This window comes from Nocardioides silvaticus, from assembly GCF_003160695.1.
Taxonomy (GTDB): domain Bacteria; phylum Actinomycetota; class Actinomycetes; order Propionibacteriales; family Nocardioidaceae; genus Nocardioides; species Nocardioides silvaticus.
The window spans coordinates 61,184-78,803 of sequence record NZ_QGDD01000003.1; the positions used below are offsets into that span (position 1 = coordinate 61,184).

The window sequence follows — 17,620 nt, forward strand, 5'->3', positions numbered from 1 at the left end:
GGATGGGCGTCAGAGGAACTCGAGTCCGGCGCGCCGGGCGCGGCGGGTGCTCTTGGTCCGCGCGGCGAGCCGGTTGGTCTTGGCGCGCGCGATGCGGTCTGCGATCTCCTGGCGGGCACGGAGCTCGTTGGTCTTCTCGATCATGATCGCTGTCCTCCTTCCGCGGCACTGGTGGTTTCAGTAGGGCTACTCAAGCAGTCGCCACCGACAGTGGTGCCTGCTCGGGACCGCCGTCTCAGGCGGGCATCAGGTGCACGTCGCCGGAGACAGTGGTGGCGCGCACCTCGACGTAGTCGGCACCCGGCTCGGGCTCACCGACGCCCTCCAGGCCGGAGTGGACCCGACCGGAGACCGAGCTGATGTCGGTCCACACCGGAGTGCCGGGCGGCACCCCGATCCGGACGTCACCGGAGGCTCCCTTGCTCGTGATCTTGCCGCGAGCGAAGCGGCGGACGACGGTGTCGCCGGAGCCGGTCGTCATGCTGACGTCGGCGTCGGCCTGGGCGATGTCGAGATCGCCGGAACCGGTCTTGACCACGACCGGCGCGGCGGCGCACTCGACCCGGATGTCGCCCGAACCGGTGGAGATGGTGGTCATCCCGTCGAGGCGGTCGGCGGCGAAGTCACCCGACCCGCTCCGGACCTTGAGCTGGTCGCCGGCCTCGGTGAGCGTGATGTCGCCGGAGCCGGTGTCGATCGAGGCGATGCCGGTGACCCGCTCCAGGCTGACCTCGCCCGAACCGGACTTGATCTTGGTCGCCGCCACCTCGCCCGTGACCCGGAGGTCGGCGCTGCCGCTCCGCACCACCAGCGCGCTGCCGGCGGGCACCACGATGTCCATGTCGATCTGCTGGTCGCCGAAGATCCCGCGCGCCTTCGGGGCGAGCACGCTGACCTGGCCCCGGTCGTGGAAGACCTCGACCTGGCCGGCGTTCCGGCCCTCCACCCGCACCTCGGTGCGGGTGACGTCGCCGGCGGACACGTCGATGGTGCCGCTGCCGTTCTCGACGTACAGCTGGACGGGTTCAGGGGTTTCGAAGGTGTATTCGGGCATGGGGATGCTCCTCGAGAGATGCGGACAGACGGGTGAGGGTCAGAGCCAGCCGGTGACCTTGCGGTTGCCGCGCTTCCCGCCGAAGGGGAAGTCGCCACCGAAGGGCAGGTTGGAGAGGTCGACGTCGACGTGGATGGCGGTGTCGCTGGTGGCGGACCGCACCAGGTTGACCAGCCAGGTGTTGAGGGACTGACCGGCCGCCGCGGCGGCCTCGTCTGCCTTGTTCTTGATCGACTCAGGCATCCGCACGGTGATCCGCGCCAGGCCCTCCTCGTCCCCCGGGGCGGGCGGGCTGGGGGGTGTCGGCGGAGCCGGGGGCGTCGGCGGGGTCGGCGCTGCCGGGGCTTGGACCACGAAGTCGAGGTCGCGGCCGTCGAGTCGTACGTCGACGCTGCCCGCCGGCATCGCCGCAGTGATCTCGGCCGCGGCCTGGCTGATCGCCTCCATCATTGCGAGACGCGCGGACGGGTCGAGCGCGTAGCCGAGGCGCTCGGCGGTCTGCCGCGCCTCCTCCCCCGCGCTCTCCGCTGCGGCGAGCAGGTCGCGCCGCAGGTGGTCGACGTACGGAGTGATGTCCATGCGCACCACTATGACGTCATGGTGACGTCATGTCAACACCTTGATGACGTCAGATGACGTCCGGGTGGTGTCACTGCTGGAGCCGGACGACCCTCCACGTGCCGCTCCGGGTGTTGCGAGGGCCGTCGAGCGAGGGGAGCACGACGATGTCGGCGCTCATGGCCACGGGCCGCTGGTGCCAGACGATGCGGTCGTCGGCGGTGCGCAGCAGCCGTCCGGTCCGCGGGTTCCAGATCGTCCAGCCCCAGGCGATCCAGCGATCCGTCATGCCCGTGAGGTCGTGACCGTAGATGGAGAGCTCGGTGAGCAGCCGGGACCGGGCGTCGTAGACGCGTCCGCAGCCGCTCAGCAGGACCAGGTCGTCGGTGGCCTGGACCGGGTGGCCCGCGTACCAGTCCGAGCAGTCCCGCAGTTCCACGGTGCGCGCGGCCCTCCCGGCCGGGCGGATGTGCAGGTCGACGGCATCGTCCTCGATGTTCTCCGTCGGCTCGACCCAGGCCAGCAGTCGCTTCGATGCCGCGAAGTACCCGACGTTGCCCGCCTCCCTGCGCACCTCATCCGGCCGGTCCGGGTCGAAGGACCACAGTTCTCTGTCGTCGGGCGTCGAGCAGCGCGTCCGGAAGCAGAAGCTGCTGCCGATGATGAAGTAGATCCGCCCGTCCCCGCCGACCTGGGGGAACTCGAGGTGACGACGGCTCTTCGCAGCGGCGGGGTGGGGGATGGTGATCAGCCGGGTCTCCCCGGTGTCGCGGTCGTAGTGCGCGAGGCCGCGCTTGCTGCCCTGCCCGGTGCGAGGAAGTCCGAACGTCAGCCAGAGGTCGGACGCGCTCGTCGCCGTGGCGTCCCGGATCCCGCCGCGCCACACCGTCGGCACGGTGGTGCGCTCGTCGGTCGCGGGGTCCCAGACCTGGACGAGGTCGGGCAGCCGATCGCCGTACTTGCTGTAGCGGTAGCGGTGCACCAGCACCAGGTCGCCGTCGGGCAGCACGGTCTCGGTCTTGTGCCCGATCGGCCCGGGGATCTCGTGCAGGACGCGGAAGTCCTCGCCCTCGACCATCGGCCGGGCGTCGCGGATCCGGTAGACGCCCTGGCGTCGCTCCGCCTGCGCCGGATTCTGGTCCTTCCCGCTCCCCCCGGCCGGATCGCCCTTCCGGCCGCCGTCGGACCAGGGGTCGAGGACGACGAGGACGACGGCGAGCCCGGTCACGACGACCAGCACGAGTGCCCCGACAACGATCCTGCGCATGGGCGATGCTCGCACGGGTCAGTGCGAGCCGGCCTGGTTCACGCCGTAGATCTCACCTTCCTCGTCGATCCAGAGCTCGACGGCCCACTGCTGACAGTGGGCGGAGCTCGAGCTCTCGAGCCGGACGACGTCAGCCGAAGCGTCCGCGAACCGCTGGGGCACCTGGCCGCCATCGGCGCACTGCGAGCGACCCGCGGCGGGAGCGACGGGCACGACGTGGCGGACGAGCAGCGCGACCGGGTCGAGAGCGCAGTCGGGGAAGCCGAGGCCGGAGCAACCCGCGTACGACGTCCGGTCCTCCGGCCGGTCCGTCCACCCGGTGTGCCCGAAAGCGCCGCCACCGAGGAACATCACCCGGACCCGGTCCGCGAAGTCCGGCGCCGGCCCGTCTCCGCGCGCCCAGGCGATGAACTGGGTCGCCGACGAAAGCCGGTTGAGTCCTGCGCCGAGCTGGCGCTCGGTGATCTCCCCGGTCTCGACAGCGATGAGCCTGCCGTCGTCGCCGAAGTGGAGGAAGACCGACGTCGAAGGGCACTCCTGGGCAGAATCTCCGACCCAGATCTCGAGTCGGTCGAACCCGGGCACGTGGCCTCCGCAACGAGCGTCGTCGTAGGTCCAACGGGCCATCACCCGCGGTCGCCCCGACTGCTCCTCGGCGAGCATCTGGACCAGGGCATCACGTACGTCGCTTCCGACCTCGATGCCGTCGAGCTCCGCGGGCGCCACGTCCAGCCCCTGCGCGGACCGGACCACCCCCCAGATCCGGTCCCACGGCGGTTCGCCCACGCAGTCGACGACCTGCTGCTCACCGACGACCGTGATGGTCACGGGTTCACCGGGCGGGGCCAGGGCCCCGCCGGCAGGCCGGGTGCCCGTCACGATCCCGGCCGCGTTGCAGCCATCGGGCGCGACGTGGACCGAGATCGGGTTGCCTCGATCCTGGAGCAGCTCGATCGCCTCCTCCTCCGTGTAGCCGAGCAGGCTCGGGAGCACGTCGTCAGTCGGCGGACCCGCGACGTCGCTGGGTCCGTCCGACTCCGCAGTCGGCGCCGGGACGGTGTCGTCACCCCCGAGCTGCTGCGCCACCAGCAACCCGCCGCCGATGGCGAGCACCACGGCAGCTGCGGCCGCGAGGACCGGCCAGCGTCGATGGCGGGGCTCCGGGAGACCGGTGAGCATCATCGGCGCCGAGTCGTCGACGTCGATCGTGGCCGCGGCCCTCGCGAGGAGGGCACGGGCGTCGTCCTCGGTGGGGTGGTCGGTGCGGTCGGAGCGGTCAGTGGGCATCGGGGGCCTCCACGAGCGGGGCGAGCGCCGCGAGGGCGCGGGACGTACGCGACTTGACCGTGCCGGGAGCCACCCCGAGCGCGGCGGCGGCGTCGTGCTCGGAGAGGTCGGCGTAGAACCGCAGCACCAGCACCTCGCGGTGCTCGGGAGACAGACCGGCGAGCGCTCGTCGTACGGCGATGCCGCCGGTGGGATCGCTCTCCTCGCTCTTCTCCGGGAGGTTCTCGGTCGGCAGCTCGCCGTGCCAGCGCCGGGCGCGGGCGTCAGCGAGCGTGGTGACCAGCACCCGGTGCACGTAGGCGTCGGGGTGGTCGGCGCGGGCGACCCGGCGCCAGGAGCGGTAGCACTTCAGCAGCGCGGTCTGGACGAGGTCCTCCGCGTCCGCCCGTGGACAGCCGAGCAGCACGGCCGTCCGCACGAGGCGGGCACGGCGCGCTGCGACGTACGTGGTGAAGTCCATGGTGAAGGCGGGCTCCTGGTCTCCGGGTCACCCTAGAGACCGGCGAGCCTGCTGGTTCGGTTCCCGATCAGTCGAGATCGCGGAGGATCCGGTCAAGCAGGTTGATGCGATCCTCCGCGATCGGTTCCAGGCGGTCGTCCACAGGCCGCGGGCGGCCGGGTGTCGGCGGACGAGCCTGGCGGGCAGACCGCTGCCATGGACGAGATCGCGGAGCTGTTGGAGCGCCAGGACGGCGTGATCACGCGCAGCCAGGCGCTGGCGGCCGGACTGACACCGACCGTCGTCGCGCGGCTGGTCCGGCGCCGGACGTGGGTGCAGGTGCATCCCGGCGTCTACGTCAACCACACTGGGCCGCTGACCTGGCGTCAGCGGGCGTGGGCAGCCGTCCTTGCCTGCTGGCCGGCAGCGCTGGACGGCCGCTCTGCTCTTCGGGCCCACGAAGGGCCGGGCTACCGCTGGTCGGACGACGGCCCGATCGAGGTCGTCGTCGACGAGACCAGGCGGGTCGCCCCTCCGCCCGGCATCCGACTACGCCGCTCACGGCGCTACCACGACGCCGTCCAGGCGCACCTCAACCCACCGCGCCTGCGGTACGACGACGCGGTCATCGACCTCGCCGACCGGGCCGGCGACGAGCTCGCCGCGATCGCCGTGCTCGCCGACGCGTGCGGCGGGCGCCGTACGACGGCCGCCCGCCTGCGCGGTCGGCTGGACCGGCTCAAACGACTCCGTCGGCGCGCGTGGCTGGAGGCCGTGCTGGACGACGTCGCCGACGGGACGTGCTCGGTCCTCGAGCACCGGTACCTGGCGAGGGTGGAGCGCCCGCACGGACTGCCCCGCGGCCTGCGCCAGGTGGCGGCCACCGGACGAGCCGGGAGACCCATGTTCCGTGACGTCGTCTACGGCGGGTCGCGGCCACGCTGGCGTCAGATCGTCGAGCTCGACGGCCGGCTGTTCCACAGCTCGGCCCGGGCCCGCGATCGCGACCTCGAGCGCGACCTCGATGCCGCATTGGCGGGCGACCACACCGTCCGGCTCGGCTACGGACAGGTCTTCGAGCGGCCGTGCGAGACGGCGGCCCGGATCGCTGCCCTGCTCCGGCTGCGCGGCTGGCGCGGCGAGCTCCGGCCGTGCCCTCACTGCCCACCCGCAGCACATCGCGGAGGATCCGATCAAGCAGGTTGATGCGATCCTCCGCGATCCCGGGTGACGGGGGTCCGTCTCGATACGGCCTCGCGCAGAGCGCTCGGCCTACTCGACGACCGGGGGCACGAACGTTCCGCGGCCGGTCGGGAGGGGGAGGTCGAGGGTGGTGCGGATGCCGGGCGGGGCGGCGAGGACGTCGGGGATGGCGTTCACGATCCGGCCGCAGGCGGCGACGATCGCGGCGTGGTTGTGGTCGCCGTGCTCGCTGCTGGGGACGATGTCGACGACGTAGTTGGGCTCGCCGGTGATCTCGACCCGGTAGGCGCCGCCGCCGGAGGGTGGGCGGGCCCAGTCGGGGCGGAGGTCGTCGCGGGTGCGGGTGACGTGCTCGACGACGATGGCGGGGTGGCCGTCGACCAGGCCGCTGATGGAGAAGTGCAGGGCGGCGATGGTGCCCTTCTCGATCCGGCCCGCCGCGATGTCGTAGGACTCCGGCGCCGGCTCGGCCTCCCAGAACTCCGTGATCTCGTCGACCTCGATCCCCAGCCCGGCGGCCATCATCCGGATCGCCGTGCCCCACGCCATCGCGAGCACGCCCGGCAGGAACAGCAGCGGGGTCGAGTCCACGGGGTGCCCGAAGCCCATCAGGTCGAACATGACCTCGGCGCCGTCGTACGTCGCGTAGTCGGCGAGCTCGTAGCACTTGACCTGCTCCACCCGCTGGCAGGTGCTGGCCAGGGCGAGCGGGACCAGGTCGCTGGCGAAGCCGGGGTCGACACCGGTGATGTAGAGCGACGCACCGCCGGCCTGGGCGGACGCCTCGACCTTGTCGATCACCTTCTCCGGCATCGTCCCCCACGGGAACTGCAGTGAGCCCGGCGCCGAGCCGACGACGTCGATGCCGGCCTCGAGCAGCTTGCGGACGTCGTTGGTGGCCTCGACCGGGCGGGTGTCGCCCATCGCGCAGTAGACGACGCACTCGGGCCCGGCGGCGATGACGGCGTCGAGGTCGCCGACCGCCTGCACGCCGGTGCGTACGTCGAGCCCGGCCAGCTCGCCCGCGTCCGTGCCGACCTTGTCCGGGGTGGACGTGCCGACCGCGACCAGCTCGAAGCGGTCGTCGCTGATCAGCTGACGCAGGGTCAGCATCCCGGCGTTGCCGGTGGCGACCTGGGCGACTCGGATCGTCATGCGACGCCCCTCCTGGAGGAAACTGGAACGTGTTCTACTTCGGCCGAAAGCAGGCTACCCTCCCCGCCATGGGACGTGTAGAGGGAAAGGTCGTGCTCATCAGCGGCGGCGCCCGCAACATCGGTGGCGCCAGCGCGCGGATGCTGGTCGCCGAGGGCGCCCAGGTGGTGATCGGTGACCTGCTCGACGAGGAGGGCAAGGCACTGGCCGACGAGCTGGGCGACGCCGCGCGCTACGTCCACCTCGACGTCACCTCCGAGGAGGACTGGGCGAGCGCGGTCGCGTTCACGACGGCCGAGTTCGGCAGGCTCGACGTCCTCTTCAACAACGCGGGCATCTTCAACGGCGGTCAGCTCCAGCGCTACAAGACCGAGCAGTGGCAGCAGATGCTCGACGTCAACCTGACCGGCGCCTTCCTCGGTATCCGCGCCGCTGCGGATGCGCTCATCGCCGCCGGTGGCGGCTCGATCATCAACACCTCCTCGATCGAGGGGCTGCGCGGGACGCCGTGGGCCCACGGCTACGTCGCCTCCAAGTGGGGCCTCACCGGCCTCACCAAGTCGGTCGCGATGGAGCTCGCCCCGCACGGCATCCGGGTGAACTCGATCCACCCCGGCCGGATCAGCACGCCCGCCACCGACCAGATGCCCGAGGACCTGATCCCGATCCCGCTCGGCCGGCCGGGCAGGCCGGAGGAGGTCGCGGCGTTCGTCGTGTTCCTCGCCAGCGACGAGTCGTCGTTCACGACGGGCTCGGAGTTCGTCGTCGACGGCGGCACCGTCATGCACATCCCCACCAACATCTGACGCCGCGGCGCGTACGGCGCGCTGCGCGGGGTCGCAGGTTTGCCCCGAGTCGAGTGGGTACCGCTCCTCCAACCCACTGCTGGAGGTGCACCATGGCCCAACCGACCGAGTCGACCGCGCAGCTGGTCTCCCAGCTCACGGCCGACAGCTCCCGCCTGGTCCGCGACGAGATCGCGCTGGCCAAGGTCGAGGTCGCCGAGCGCGCGAAGCACGTCGGCGTCGGCGCGGGCCTGTTCGGCGCGGCCGGCGTGCTGGCGTGGTTCGGCTTCGGCACGCTCATCGCGGCCGGGGTCCTCGCGCTCGCACTCGTCGTCGACGCCTGGGCCGCGGCCTTGATCGTCGCGGTGCTGCTCTTCGCGGCGGCCGGCGTCGCCGCGCTCATCGGCAAGAAGAACGTGTCGGAGGGCTCGCCGCCGATCCCGGAGACCGCGATCCAGAGCGTCAAGGACGACATCGCCGAGGTCCAGGAGGCCCGTCATCGTGACCACTGACCACACGCCCACCCAGAGCCAGAACGGCTCGGCACCCCCGCCCGCGACCAAGGCCGAGCTCGAGGCCGAGATCAGCGAGCTCCGGCAGTCGGTCGGCGAGACGGTCGAGGCGCTGACCTACCGGCTCGACGTGAAGAGCCGGGCCAAGGAGAAGGTGCAGGCGGTCCCGTCGTACGTCCCGGCCGGCATCGCGGCCGCCCTCGCGGTCGGCCTCGGCCTCTGGTTGTGGAGGCGCCATGGCTGAGCAGCCCGCCAGCAAGTCCGCGCGGATTCTCTACGTCCCGGTCGGCCTCGTCAGCAGCATCGGCGGCGGCATCATCGCCGGCCAGGTCTTCAAGCAGGTCTGGAAGCGCGCGACGCCCACCCACACCGACGACCCACCGTCCCCGCTCCAGTCGGAGTACTCCTGGGGCCAGATGCTCGCCGCTGCCGCCGCCCAGGGCGTCGTCTTCTCCCTCACCAAGGCGATCATCCAGCGCAGCGGCGCCAAGGCGTTCCAGCGGGTGACCGGGGAGTGGCCGGGGGACTGACCTCAGGTCAGCCGTCGCGCGACGTGGGCCGCGAGCACGGACAGCGGCAGCGCGCCGGAGCCCAGCACGACGTCGTGGAACGCCTTGATGTCGAAACGCTCACCCTGCCGCTGCTGGGCGGCCTCGCGGATCCGCAGGATCTCCAGCCGGCCGATCATGTAGGACAGCGCCTGACCGGGCGTGACGGCGTACCTGTCGATCTCGGCCGTCGCGTGTCCCACGGACTTCTCGCTGTTGGCGAGCAGGTAGTCGATCGCCTGCTGCCGGCTCCAGCCCAGGGCGTGCATGCCGGTGTCGACGACCAGCCGGCACGCGCGCATCGAGTCGGCGGCGAGCATGCCCATCCGGTCGAGCGGTGAGCCGTAGAGGCCCATCTCGTCGGCCAGCCGTTCGGTGTAGAGGCCCCAGCCCTCGCTGTAGGCCGTCACGAACGCCGTCTTGCGGAAGTCCGGCAGTCCTTCCAGCTCCTGGGCGATGGCGATCTGGAGGTGATGGCCCGGGATGCCTTCGTGGTACGACGTCGACTCGATCTCGTAGCGCCCCCAGCCCTCGGGCTCGGAGACGTTCATGAAGAAGACCCCGCCGCGACTGCCGTCCAGCGCGGGTCGGAAGTAGTAGGCGATCGCGCCGCTCGTCGTCGGCTCGACCTCGCAGTCCGACTGCGGCAGTCGCCCGAACCAGTCGCCCATCACCCCGCGCGCCTTCTCCATCGCCCTCTTCGACGCCTCGACGATCTCGTCGCCGTCGGTGTGGTGGAGCTTCGGGTCGTCGCGCAGCGCAGCCAGGATCGTCGGCACGTCGTCCGTGCCGACGGCGGCCGGCCCGAGCTCGGCGTACTGCCGCTCGAGGTCGGCCACCTGCTCCAGCCCGATCTCGTGGATCTCCTGCGGCGTCAGGTCGGTGGTCGTGTAGAAGCGGGTCAGCGTCGCGTAGGCCTCCTCCCCGCCCGGCACGTGCAGGAGCCCCACCTGCTCGTCCTCCCGCGCCACCGGCATCACCTCGTCGCAGAGCACGGCCCGGTAGGTCGCTACCGCGGGTCGGACGTGGTCGGCCACCACGTCCTGCATGCGCGCGAGCAGTGCTGCGCGGTCGACGCCCTCGGGCGTCGGGGCGATGTTGAGCAGCCGGTCCTCGGCCAGCGGCGAGGTCAGCCACTCGTCGAGCTGCTGGATGGTGTCCGCGGCGGCGAATGCCGCGGGGGTCCGGCCGGCGGCGATGCCGTCGCGGTGACGGTCGGCGAGGTCGGTGAAGTACGTCGCGATGCCGCGCAGCTTGTCGACCATCGCTTCCGCGACCTCGGGCGTGGGGATCCCGAGCTTCGGCAGGTACATCCCCACCGACGCTTGGGCCCCGAAGATCGGGTCGGCGCCGAGCTCGGCGTCGCCCAGCGCTGCCGTCTCCGCCGTCGACGTCGCGTCCCAGATCAGCATCTCCCGCGACAGCCGGTCCTGCTCGCCGAGGTCGTCCTCGCTGATCGCCCGCGCCCGGGCCGCGAACTCCCCGGCCTGACGCACGGTCTCGGCCTCACCCGCTGCGCTCACGTCGGTGAACGCGCCGGCGTGGGCGTACTCCCCCGACATGTGCGCCCACATCGGGCTCTGGCGGTAGCGGAACTGCTGGTACTCCTCGGCAAGGGCTGCAATCGCGTCGCTGTTGTCGGGCACCCCGCATTCCTATAGATCGGCGGGGATCCGATCAAGGGGATTGACCGGATCCCGCTCGCCGACCCGTCGCAAACTCGCGCGCAAGGCCCGCCGACCCGTCGCAAACTCGCAACGCCACGTGTGAGTTCGAGCCGGGTCGGCGCGGTCCTGATGTGAGTTCGAGCCGGGTCGAGGGGTTCTGTGTGCGAGTTCGAGCCGGGTCGACTCTTCCCGCGGGCAGAGGTGAGGTTCTGACTGCAGGTCGATGTGCGGAGAGGCGCCGCGACGGTGGGATGGGACGCATGAACCCCAACGACCTCCCTCCCCACCCCGAGCCCGTTGTCCGGGTCCGCGGACTGACCAAGGCCTACGGCGGGCGCACCGTCGTCGACCGGCTCGACCTCGACGTCCACGCCGGCGAGGTGCTCGGCCTGATCGGCGCGAACGGCGCCGGGAAGACCACCACCGTCGAGATCCTCCAGGGCCTGCGCCGGCAGGACGCCGGCGAGGTCCGCGTGCTCCGTCTCGACCCGCACCACGACGCCGACCGGCTCCGGCCGCAGATCGGCAGCCAGCTCCAGAGCTCCGGCCTCCCCGACCGGCTGCGCGTCGGCGAGGCGGTCGCGCTGTTCGCCGGACCGCACGCCTCCGACGGCGGCGCGCTGCTCGAGCAGTTCGGGCTCGCGGGCAAGCGGCGGTCGCCGTACGCCGGGCTGAGCGGTGGCGAGCGGCAACGGCTGTTCCTCGTGCTGGCGCTGCTCAACCAGCCCCGGCTGGTGATCCTCGACGAGCTGACGCAGGGGCTCGACCCGGCGGCCCGACGCGAGGTCTGGTCGGCGGTGGCGCAGCTGCGCGACGCAGGTACGACGGTGCTGCTGGTCACCCACGAGCTCGACGAAGCGGAAGCCCTGTGCGAGCGGGTCGTCGCGATGCGCGACGGCCGGGTGATGGACCAGGGCACGCCCGCCGAGCTGGTCGCCCGACACGCCGGCGAGGTGACCGTGCGCTTCGGGCTGACCGAGACCGACCTCACGACGACCGCGGACGCGCTGCAGTCGCTCAACCGCCTGCCGGGCGTCACCGGCGTCACCCGCGAGCGCGGCCAGGTGGCGGTCCGGGGCGACCGCGCCGCGATCGCCCACGTCGGCGCTTGGCTGCTCGGCACCGGCCGGCCGGTCCCGGCCGACCTGCGCGTCGACGTGCCCGACCTCGAGTCGGCCCTGCTCACCCTCCTCGACTCCGACGGCTCCGACGCCTCTGACCAGAAGGGAGCGGCCTGATGACCGCCACCGACACCCTCGTCCCGCCGACCACCGACAGCGACCGGGCCGCGGCCACGCGGCCGGGGCGCCACCCCTCGACGACCCGGCGCCTGCTCGGCACCGAGCTGCGGCTGCTCACCCGGGACACGATCACGTTCACCTTCGTGCTGGCGTTCCCGGTGATCTCGATGCTCATCATCGGTGGCGTCTTCGGCACCGAGCCGGACGAGGCGTTCCCGGTGAACCCGTCGCACTGGTACGTCGCGTCGTACTTCACCGTCGTCATCGGCTCGACCGGCCTGATCATGCTGCCGGTGCACATGGCGTCCTACCGCGAGCGCGGGGTGCTGCGCAGGTTCGCGGCGTCGGGCTTCCCGCGGTGGTCGTTCGCCCTCGCGGAGCTTGCGATCGGGCTGGGCGCGATCGCGGTCGCCGGGCCGCTGCTGCTCGCGATCGCGGCACCGGTCTACGGCATCCCCGACATCGAGGACCCGCTCCGCGTCGTGGCCGGGGTGGTCGCCGGGTCGGTCGCGTTCATCAGCATCGGCGTGCTGCTCGGGTCGGTGCTGCCGTCCGCCCGGGCGGCCCAGTCGGTCGGGCTGATGCTGTTCTTCCCGTCGTTCCTGCTCGGCGTCGGCGGCCCGCCGCCGGCGGTCATGTCGGAGCCGCTGCGCGAGGTGGCCGAGCGGCTGCCGCTGGCGCTGGCGACCGACGCGATCCGCGAGCCCTGGCTGGGGATCGGCGACGGCACCGGACCGCTCATCGCCATCTCGGTGGTCGCGGTCGTGGCCACCGCCCTGGCTGCGCGGCGCACCGCCCTCTCCTAGGCTCGTGCCCATGACGGATCGACCAGCGCGGGTCATCGCTCCGGCGATGCTCGCGCTGTTCGCCGTGCTCGGCGTCGTGATGGGCGACCGGCCGGTGCTGCTCGCCGTCGCGGTCGCCACCGCGGTCGCGGCGGTCGCCGGCTTCGCCGCCTGGCGCCCCCTGATCGGCTGGCCGCTCCTCGCGGCGATGGTCGCAGTCGCCGCGGGCCTCCTGGTGCTCGGTCACGGCGGCTCGGCGAACCTGGTCTGGATGGGCTTCTGCGTCGCGGCAGGGTGGGTGGCGTTGGCCTCCGCCCTGCCCGTCGCCCTCACGGGCGGCGCCCTGCTCGGCGCGGCCCTCCTCGGTGAGTGGGCGCAGCAGACCGAGGAGCCCGGCTGGTTCGCCTGGGTCGTCGGTACGGCGTTCACGCTCGTCGCCTGCGCGTTCGCCCGCCGGCTGCGGGCGACCGTCGTCGAGCTGCAGAAGGCGCAGCACCAGCTGGCCGAGCGCAGCCGCGCCGAGGAGCGCAGCCGGATCGCCGGCGAAGTGCACGACGTCATCGGCCACGCGCTCACGGTGTCGCTGCTCCACATCAGCAGCGCGCGGCTGGCCCTCGACGAGGACCCCGACGAGGCGCGGCACGCCCTCGAGGAGGCGGAACGGCTCGCGCGCGCCAGCCTCGAGGAGGTCCGTGCCACCGTGGGGCTGATGCGCACCGACGCGACCGGGGAGGTCGTGCCGATGCCCGACGCCCACGACATCAGCGGCCTCGTCGAGTCGTTCCGCGGCGCGGGTGCCGACATCGGGCTCACCGTCGTCGGCGACCTCTCCTCGCTCGGCCCGAGCCGCGGCCTGGCCGCCTACCGGATCGTGCAGGAGGCACTGACCAACGCGACCCGCCACGCGCCGGGCGAGCCGGTCACCGTGCTGGTGACCGTCGAGGGCGGGACGGCCACGGTCGTCGTACGCAATGGCGGGGCGGCCGACCCGGCCGCCCCCGTCGGCAACGGCCTGCTCGGCATGCGGGACCGCGCCGAGGGCGTCGGCGGCCGGCTGAAGGCGGGCGCCGACCCGCGCGGCTGGCTGGTGGAGGCGGTGCTCCCGGCATGACGGCGACCGACGCCGCGCCCGCGGTCAAGGTGCTGCTGGTCGACGACCAGGAGCTGGTGCGCACCGGGCTGCGCGGCATCCTCCGCTCCCGGTTCGGCTTCGAGATCGTCGGCGAGCTCGACTCCGGCGCCGGCATCGTCGACGCGGTCACCCAGCTCGCGCCGGACGTCGTGATCATGGACGTGCGGATGCCGCTCGTCGACGGCGTCCAGGCGACCCGCCTGCTGCGCGACCTGCCGGACGCACCGCCGGTGCTGGTGCTCACGACGTTCGAGGACGAGGAGATCCTCGCGGGCGCGCTCCGCGCCGGCGCCGCCGGCTTCCTGCTGAAGGGGGTGCCGGCCGAGGACCTGCAGCGCGCCGTCCGCGCCGTTGCCGCCGGCGACTCCTGGCTCGACCCGGCCGTCACCGGCCGGGTGCTCTCGGCGTACCGCGAAGGGCCGACGCCCACCCTCCCCGGCCCGGAGGCCGACGTGCTCACCCCGCGCGAGCGGGAGGTGCTCGCCCTCATCGGTCAAGGCCTCAGCAACACCGAGATCGCCGAGCGGCTGACCCTCGGCGAGGGCACCATCAAGACCCACGTCGGCCACATCTTCGCCAAGCTCGACCTGCGCGACCGCTCCGCCGCCGTGGTGTTCGCGTTCGACCACGGGCTCGTGCAGCCGGGCGGGTCGCGGTAGTCGCGACGCACCGGGGAAAATCGTCGCGATCTCCGCGAGACCGCTACGAAGTTTCCCCGGTGCGTCGGTGCTCAGAGGTCGAAGAGCGAGCCCGAGTCGGAGATGTCCACGTCGGTGCGCGGCTCGTTGGTCTCGCCGGAGGAGGTGGGGGCGGGCTTCGGCTTCTCGGCGGGCTTCTCCTCCTCGGCAGCGGGCTCGTCCTCCGCCGGCTCCTCGGCAGCGGGCTCGTCCTCGGCGGCCGGCTCGTCCGCAGCGGACTCCTCGGTCTTCGCCGGAGCGTCGTCCTTGGCCGCCTCCTCGGCGGAGGGGTCCCACATCGGCTTCTCGTGGTCGGGGGCCGGGTTGGCCTCGACGACGTCGAAGAGCGACCCGCTGAGGTCGGCCTGGGCAGGGGCCGGGGTGGGCTCCGACTTGGCCTCCGGCTCGGGCGCCTTCTCCTCGACCTTCTCCTCGACCTTCTCCTCGACCTCGTCCTCGGCGGGAGCGGGCGCGGCGGCCTTGGGCTCCTCAGCCGACGCGCTGTCGGCGACGTCGAAGAGCGAGCCGCTGAGGTCGGCCTGGGCAGGGGCCGGAGCAGCCTTAGCCTCCGGCTCGGTCTTGGCCTCGGTCGCCTCGGCCTTGGGCGCGTCCGTGGGCTCGGTCTTCGCCGCCGGCTCGTCGGAGACGGCGTCGAACAGCGAGCCGGTGGACTCCTGCTTCGCCGCCGGCTTCTCGGCAGGCTTCTCCTCCGCCTTCTCGGCCGGCTTGTCGTCGGCCGCGTCGAAGAGCGAGCCGCCCGACTCCTTCTTCTCGGCAGGCTTCTCGGCCGGCTTCTCCTCGGCCTTGTCCGGAGCCGCGGGAGCGCTGTCGAAGAGCGAGCCGCCGGAGTCCTCCTTGCCCTTCTCGGCCTGGGCGGTCTGCTCGATCGGGGCGTCCTCGAAGAGCGAGGTGCCCGGCTCGGAGGCCTTGGCGCCCGCGCCCACGGCGGAGGGGTCGTCGAGCTCCTTCTCCTCGGCCTTCTTGGCCGCGGCGGCACCCGGCTTGGCGCCCTCGCCCGGCTTGAGCTTGGTCGCGACCTCGCCCTTCACCGACGCGAGCAGCATCTGCGCGACGTCGAGGACCTCGACCTCGGCGCGGGCCTTGCCCGAGTCCTGCGCCTCGGTCAGACCGTCGGCCAGCATCACGCGGCAGAACGGGCAACCGACGGCGATCTGGTCGGCGCCGGTCTCGACGGCCTCGTTGGTGCGGTTGACGTTGATCCGCTCGCCGATGGTCTCTTCCATCCACATGCGCGCACCACCGGCGCCGCAGCAGAACGACCGCTCGCCGCTGCGCTCCATCTCCTTGAGCTCGGCGCCCGGCATGATCTGCAGCAGGTCCCGCGGCGGGGTGTAGACCTGGTTGTGGCGGCCCAGGAAGCACGGGTCGTGGTAGGTGATCTTGCGCTGGTGGGCGCCCTCACCCTCGGCGACCGGGGTCAGCTTGCCCTCGCGCACCAGGCGGTTGAGCAGCTGGGTGTGGTGGATGACGTCGAGCTCGAGCCCGAGCTGGCGGTACTCGTTCTTGAGCGTGTTCATGCAGTGCGGGCACGTCGAGACGACCTGCTTGGCCTTCGCCTCGGTCAGCGTCTCGATGTTCTGCTGGGCCAGGCCCTGGAACACGAACTCGTTGCCGGCCCGGCGTGCGGAGTCACCGCTGCAGGTCTCGCCGTTGCCGAGCACGCCGAACGAGACGCCGGCGATGTCGAGCAGCTCGGCGACCGCACGGGTCGTCTTCTTCGCGCGGTCCTCGTAGGCGCCGGCGCAGCCGACCCAGAACAGCCAGTCGACCTCGTCGAGCGACTCGATCGTCTCGCCGACGACCTTGACCTCGAACGGCAGGTCCTTCGCCCAGTCCATCCGGCCGCGCGGCGACATGTTCCACGGGTTGCCGTTGTTCTCGAGGCCGCGGAAGAGGCCGTTGAGCTCGGAGGGGAAGCTCGACTCGACGAGCACCTGGTAGCGGCGCATGTCGGTGATGTGGTCGACGTGCTCGATGTCGACCGGGCACTGGTTGACGCAGGCACCGCAGTTGGTGCACGACCACAGCACGTCGGTGTCGATGATCGCGCCGCCATCGGGCTCCCACGCGATGCCCTCGGTCTCGCCGACCAGCGGCCGCTCCGCCTCGGCGACCACGCTCTCCGGGAGTCCGGCGCGCTTGTCCTCGGGCGCCAGGTTGTACGGCGCCGCGGAGAACGCGTGGTCCCGCAGGTTCATGATCAGCATCTTCGGAGACAGCGGCTTCTCGGTGTTCCAGGCCGGGCACTGCGACTGGCAGCGACCGCACTCGGTGCAGGACGCGAAGTCGAGCACGCCCTTCCAGGAGAAGTCGTTGATGGAGCCGATGCCGAGGGTGGCGTCCTCGTCGAGGTCGTCGACGTCGTCGAGGGTGACCGGCTTGCCGTCGTTCATCATCGGCTTCACCGCGCCCAGCGCGACCGACGGCCCGCCCGGCTCGGCGGCGTCGGGCCGCTTGAACATGACGTTCAGCGGCGCCACGAAGATGTGGAGGTGCTTGGAGTGCAGCACCAGCAGCAGGAACGCGAGCATGACGCCGATGTGGAGCAGCAGGCCGACGCTCTCCAGCACCTCGAGGGCGTCGTGGCTCAGCCCGTCGAACACCGTCCCCAGGCCGTACGACGCGAACGCGCCCTTGCCGTAGGGGAAGTTGCCCGCGGCCGACGCCGCCCCGCGGAACAGGAACATCGTCCAGATGACGTTGAAGATCATGAAAAGCGTCAGCCAGGCGCCGCCGAGGTGCGAGCCCTTGAACCGCGACTTGCGGCCGATCTTCTCGGGGTCGTTCTTCAGCCGGATGATGGCGAAGGTCGCGAGGCCGACCAGGCACAGCACGCCGATGAGGTCCTGGCCGAAGCCGATGACGTCCCAGTGCCCGACGAGGGGGATCGCCCACTCAGGGTTCCTCGACAGCAGGACGCCGTAGGCCTCGAGGTAGACGCTCGCGAGGATCAGGAACGCGTACATGACGAACGCGTGCGCGACACCGGGCACCGACCACTTCAGCAGACGCCGCTGGCCGAGCACCTCACGCAGCTGCGTGCCGATGGCGGCCGCGGTGCGCTTGGTGACGTTCTGGATCCGGTCGGGTGCCGGCTGGCCGTGCGTGATCAGCCGGTAGAGGAACAGGACCCGCTTCGCGGCCAGCGGCAGGATGATCGCGTTGAGCAGCAGGCCGATGATCAGCGTTACGGTCGTCGCGTCCAACGTCGTCACTCCAATGTCCGGGGAATCGGGCTCAGACTACGGAACTTCGAGGCCCGAGGTCAGAACCGGGGCTGGGCGCCCAG

Annotated in this window: 18 protein-coding genes; 9 read left to right on the forward strand and 9 right to left on the reverse strand. The window is 71.9% G+C overall.

Annotation, left to right across the window (positions count from 1 at the left end; translation table 11 throughout):
* Positions 1-9: 9 nt before the first annotated feature.
* The 6 genes from DJ010_RS22920 to DJ010_RS08470 all read right to left on the reverse strand — a co-directional run bounded on the left by DJ010_RS22920 (position 10) and on the right by DJ010_RS08470 (position 4,626).
* Positions 10-144, reverse strand: a complete 135-nt coding sequence (locus tag DJ010_RS22920) for a hypothetical protein (protein WP_281271128.1) — start codon at positions 142-144, stop codon at positions 10-12.
* A 91-nt stretch (positions 145-235) separates the two neighbouring features.
* The gene (locus DJ010_RS08450) at positions 236-1,054 is read right to left on the reverse strand and encodes a DUF4097 family beta strand repeat-containing protein (RefSeq protein ID WP_109693236.1); all 819 of its coding nucleotides are present in this window, start codon (positions 1,052-1,054) and stop codon (positions 236-238) included.
* A 39-nt stretch (positions 1,055-1,093) separates the two neighbouring features.
* Complete coding sequence (locus tag DJ010_RS08455; protein ID WP_109693509.1) at positions 1,094-1,633, reverse strand: toxin-antitoxin system HicB family antitoxin; 540 nt, start codon at positions 1,631-1,633, stop codon at positions 1,094-1,096.
* Positions 1,634-1,703: 70 nt separating this feature from the next.
* On the reverse strand, positions 1,704-2,879 hold the full coding sequence (locus DJ010_RS08460; RefSeq protein ID WP_146207291.1) for a hypothetical protein: 1,176 nt from the start codon (positions 2,877-2,879) through the stop codon (positions 1,704-1,706).
* An 18-nt stretch (positions 2,880-2,897) separates the two neighbouring features.
* Positions 2,898-4,166: a Stk1 family PASTA domain-containing Ser/Thr kinase gene (locus DJ010_RS08465; protein ID WP_109693238.1), complete on the reverse strand. Its 1,269-nt coding sequence runs from the start codon at positions 4,164-4,166 to the stop codon at positions 2,898-2,900.
* Complete coding sequence (locus DJ010_RS08470) at positions 4,156-4,626, reverse strand: SigE family RNA polymerase sigma factor (RefSeq protein ID WP_109693239.1); 471 nt, start codon at positions 4,624-4,626, stop codon at positions 4,156-4,158. Before DJ010_RS08470 ends, DJ010_RS08465 begins: the two co-directional genes overlap by 11 nt.
* Before the next feature lie 195 nt (positions 4,627-4,821).
* Between DJ010_RS08470 and DJ010_RS08475 the strand changes: the two genes are divergently transcribed.
* Positions 4,822-5,811, forward strand: a complete 990-nt coding sequence (locus DJ010_RS08475) for a type IV toxin-antitoxin system AbiEi family antitoxin domain-containing protein (protein WP_109693240.1) — start codon at positions 4,822-4,824, stop codon at positions 5,809-5,811.
* A gap of 66 nt (positions 5,812-5,877) precedes the next feature.
* Here the strand turns inward: DJ010_RS08475 and DJ010_RS08480 are convergent, their stop codons facing one another.
* Entirely contained in the window at positions 5,878-6,963 is a 1,086-nt protein-coding gene (locus DJ010_RS08480) for an NAD(P)H-dependent amine dehydrogenase family protein (RefSeq protein ID WP_109693241.1), read from the reverse strand.
* A 68-nt stretch (positions 6,964-7,031) separates the two neighbouring features.
* On the opposite strand from DJ010_RS08480, the gene DJ010_RS08485 reads away from it, so the two are divergent.
* The 4 genes from DJ010_RS08485 to DJ010_RS08500 all read left to right on the forward strand — a co-directional run bounded on the left by DJ010_RS08485 (position 7,032) and on the right by DJ010_RS08500 (position 8,790).
* A complete protein-coding gene (locus DJ010_RS08485; RefSeq protein WP_109693510.1) occupies positions 7,032-7,769 on the forward strand; it encodes a glucose 1-dehydrogenase in 738 nt (245 codons plus the stop codon).
* A gap of 92 nt (positions 7,770-7,861) precedes the next feature.
* Entirely contained in the window at positions 7,862-8,260 is a 399-nt protein-coding gene (locus DJ010_RS08490) for a phage holin family protein (RefSeq protein WP_109693242.1), read from the forward strand.
* Positions 8,250-8,504: a DUF3618 domain-containing protein gene (locus tag DJ010_RS08495; protein ID WP_109693243.1), complete on the forward strand. Its 255-nt coding sequence runs from the start codon at positions 8,250-8,252 to the stop codon at positions 8,502-8,504. The genes DJ010_RS08490 and DJ010_RS08495 overlap by 11 nt, the downstream gene beginning before the upstream one ends.
* On the forward strand, positions 8,497-8,790 hold the full coding sequence (locus DJ010_RS08500) for a DUF4235 domain-containing protein (RefSeq protein WP_109693244.1): 294 nt from the start codon (positions 8,497-8,499) through the stop codon (positions 8,788-8,790). Before DJ010_RS08495 ends, DJ010_RS08500 begins: the two co-directional genes overlap by 8 nt.
* A gap of 2 nt (positions 8,791-8,792) precedes the next feature.
* Here DJ010_RS08500 and DJ010_RS08505 read toward each other — a convergent pair whose 3' ends face one another.
* Positions 8,793-10,454, reverse strand: coding sequence for a DUF885 domain-containing protein (locus DJ010_RS08505; protein ID WP_109693245.1), 1,662 nt, complete (start codon positions 10,452-10,454; stop codon positions 8,793-8,795).
* A 281-nt stretch (positions 10,455-10,735) separates the two neighbouring features.
* On the opposite strand from DJ010_RS08505, the gene DJ010_RS08510 reads away from it, so the two are divergent.
* The 4 genes from DJ010_RS08510 to DJ010_RS08525 are packed head-to-tail and all read left to right on the forward strand — an operon-like array spanning position 10,736 to position 14,292.
* Entirely contained in the window at positions 10,736-11,713 is a 978-nt protein-coding gene (locus DJ010_RS08510) for an ABC transporter ATP-binding protein (protein ID WP_211318719.1), read from the forward strand.
* Positions 11,713-12,522: an ABC transporter permease gene (locus DJ010_RS08515; RefSeq protein ID WP_109693247.1), complete on the forward strand. Its 810-nt coding sequence runs from the start codon at positions 11,713-11,715 to the stop codon at positions 12,520-12,522. Before DJ010_RS08510 ends, DJ010_RS08515 begins: the two co-directional genes overlap by 1 nt.
* Before the next feature lie 10 nt (positions 12,523-12,532).
* The gene (locus DJ010_RS08520) at positions 12,533-13,612 is read left to right on the forward strand and encodes a sensor histidine kinase (RefSeq protein WP_146207292.1); all 1,080 of its coding nucleotides are present in this window, start codon (positions 12,533-12,535) and stop codon (positions 13,610-13,612) included.
* Positions 13,609-14,292 (forward strand): response regulator transcription factor, encoded by a 684-nt coding sequence (locus tag DJ010_RS08525; RefSeq protein ID WP_109693249.1) that lies wholly within the window; start codon positions 13,609-13,611, stop codon positions 14,290-14,292. The genes DJ010_RS08520 and DJ010_RS08525 overlap by 4 nt, the downstream gene beginning before the upstream one ends.
* A 71-nt stretch (positions 14,293-14,363) precedes the next feature.
* Here DJ010_RS08525 and DJ010_RS08530 read toward each other — a convergent pair whose 3' ends face one another.
* Positions 14,364-17,537, reverse strand: coding sequence for a (Fe-S)-binding protein (locus DJ010_RS08530; protein WP_245927379.1), 3,174 nt, complete (start codon positions 17,535-17,537; stop codon positions 14,364-14,366).
* Positions 17,538-17,620: the final 83 nt, after the last annotated feature.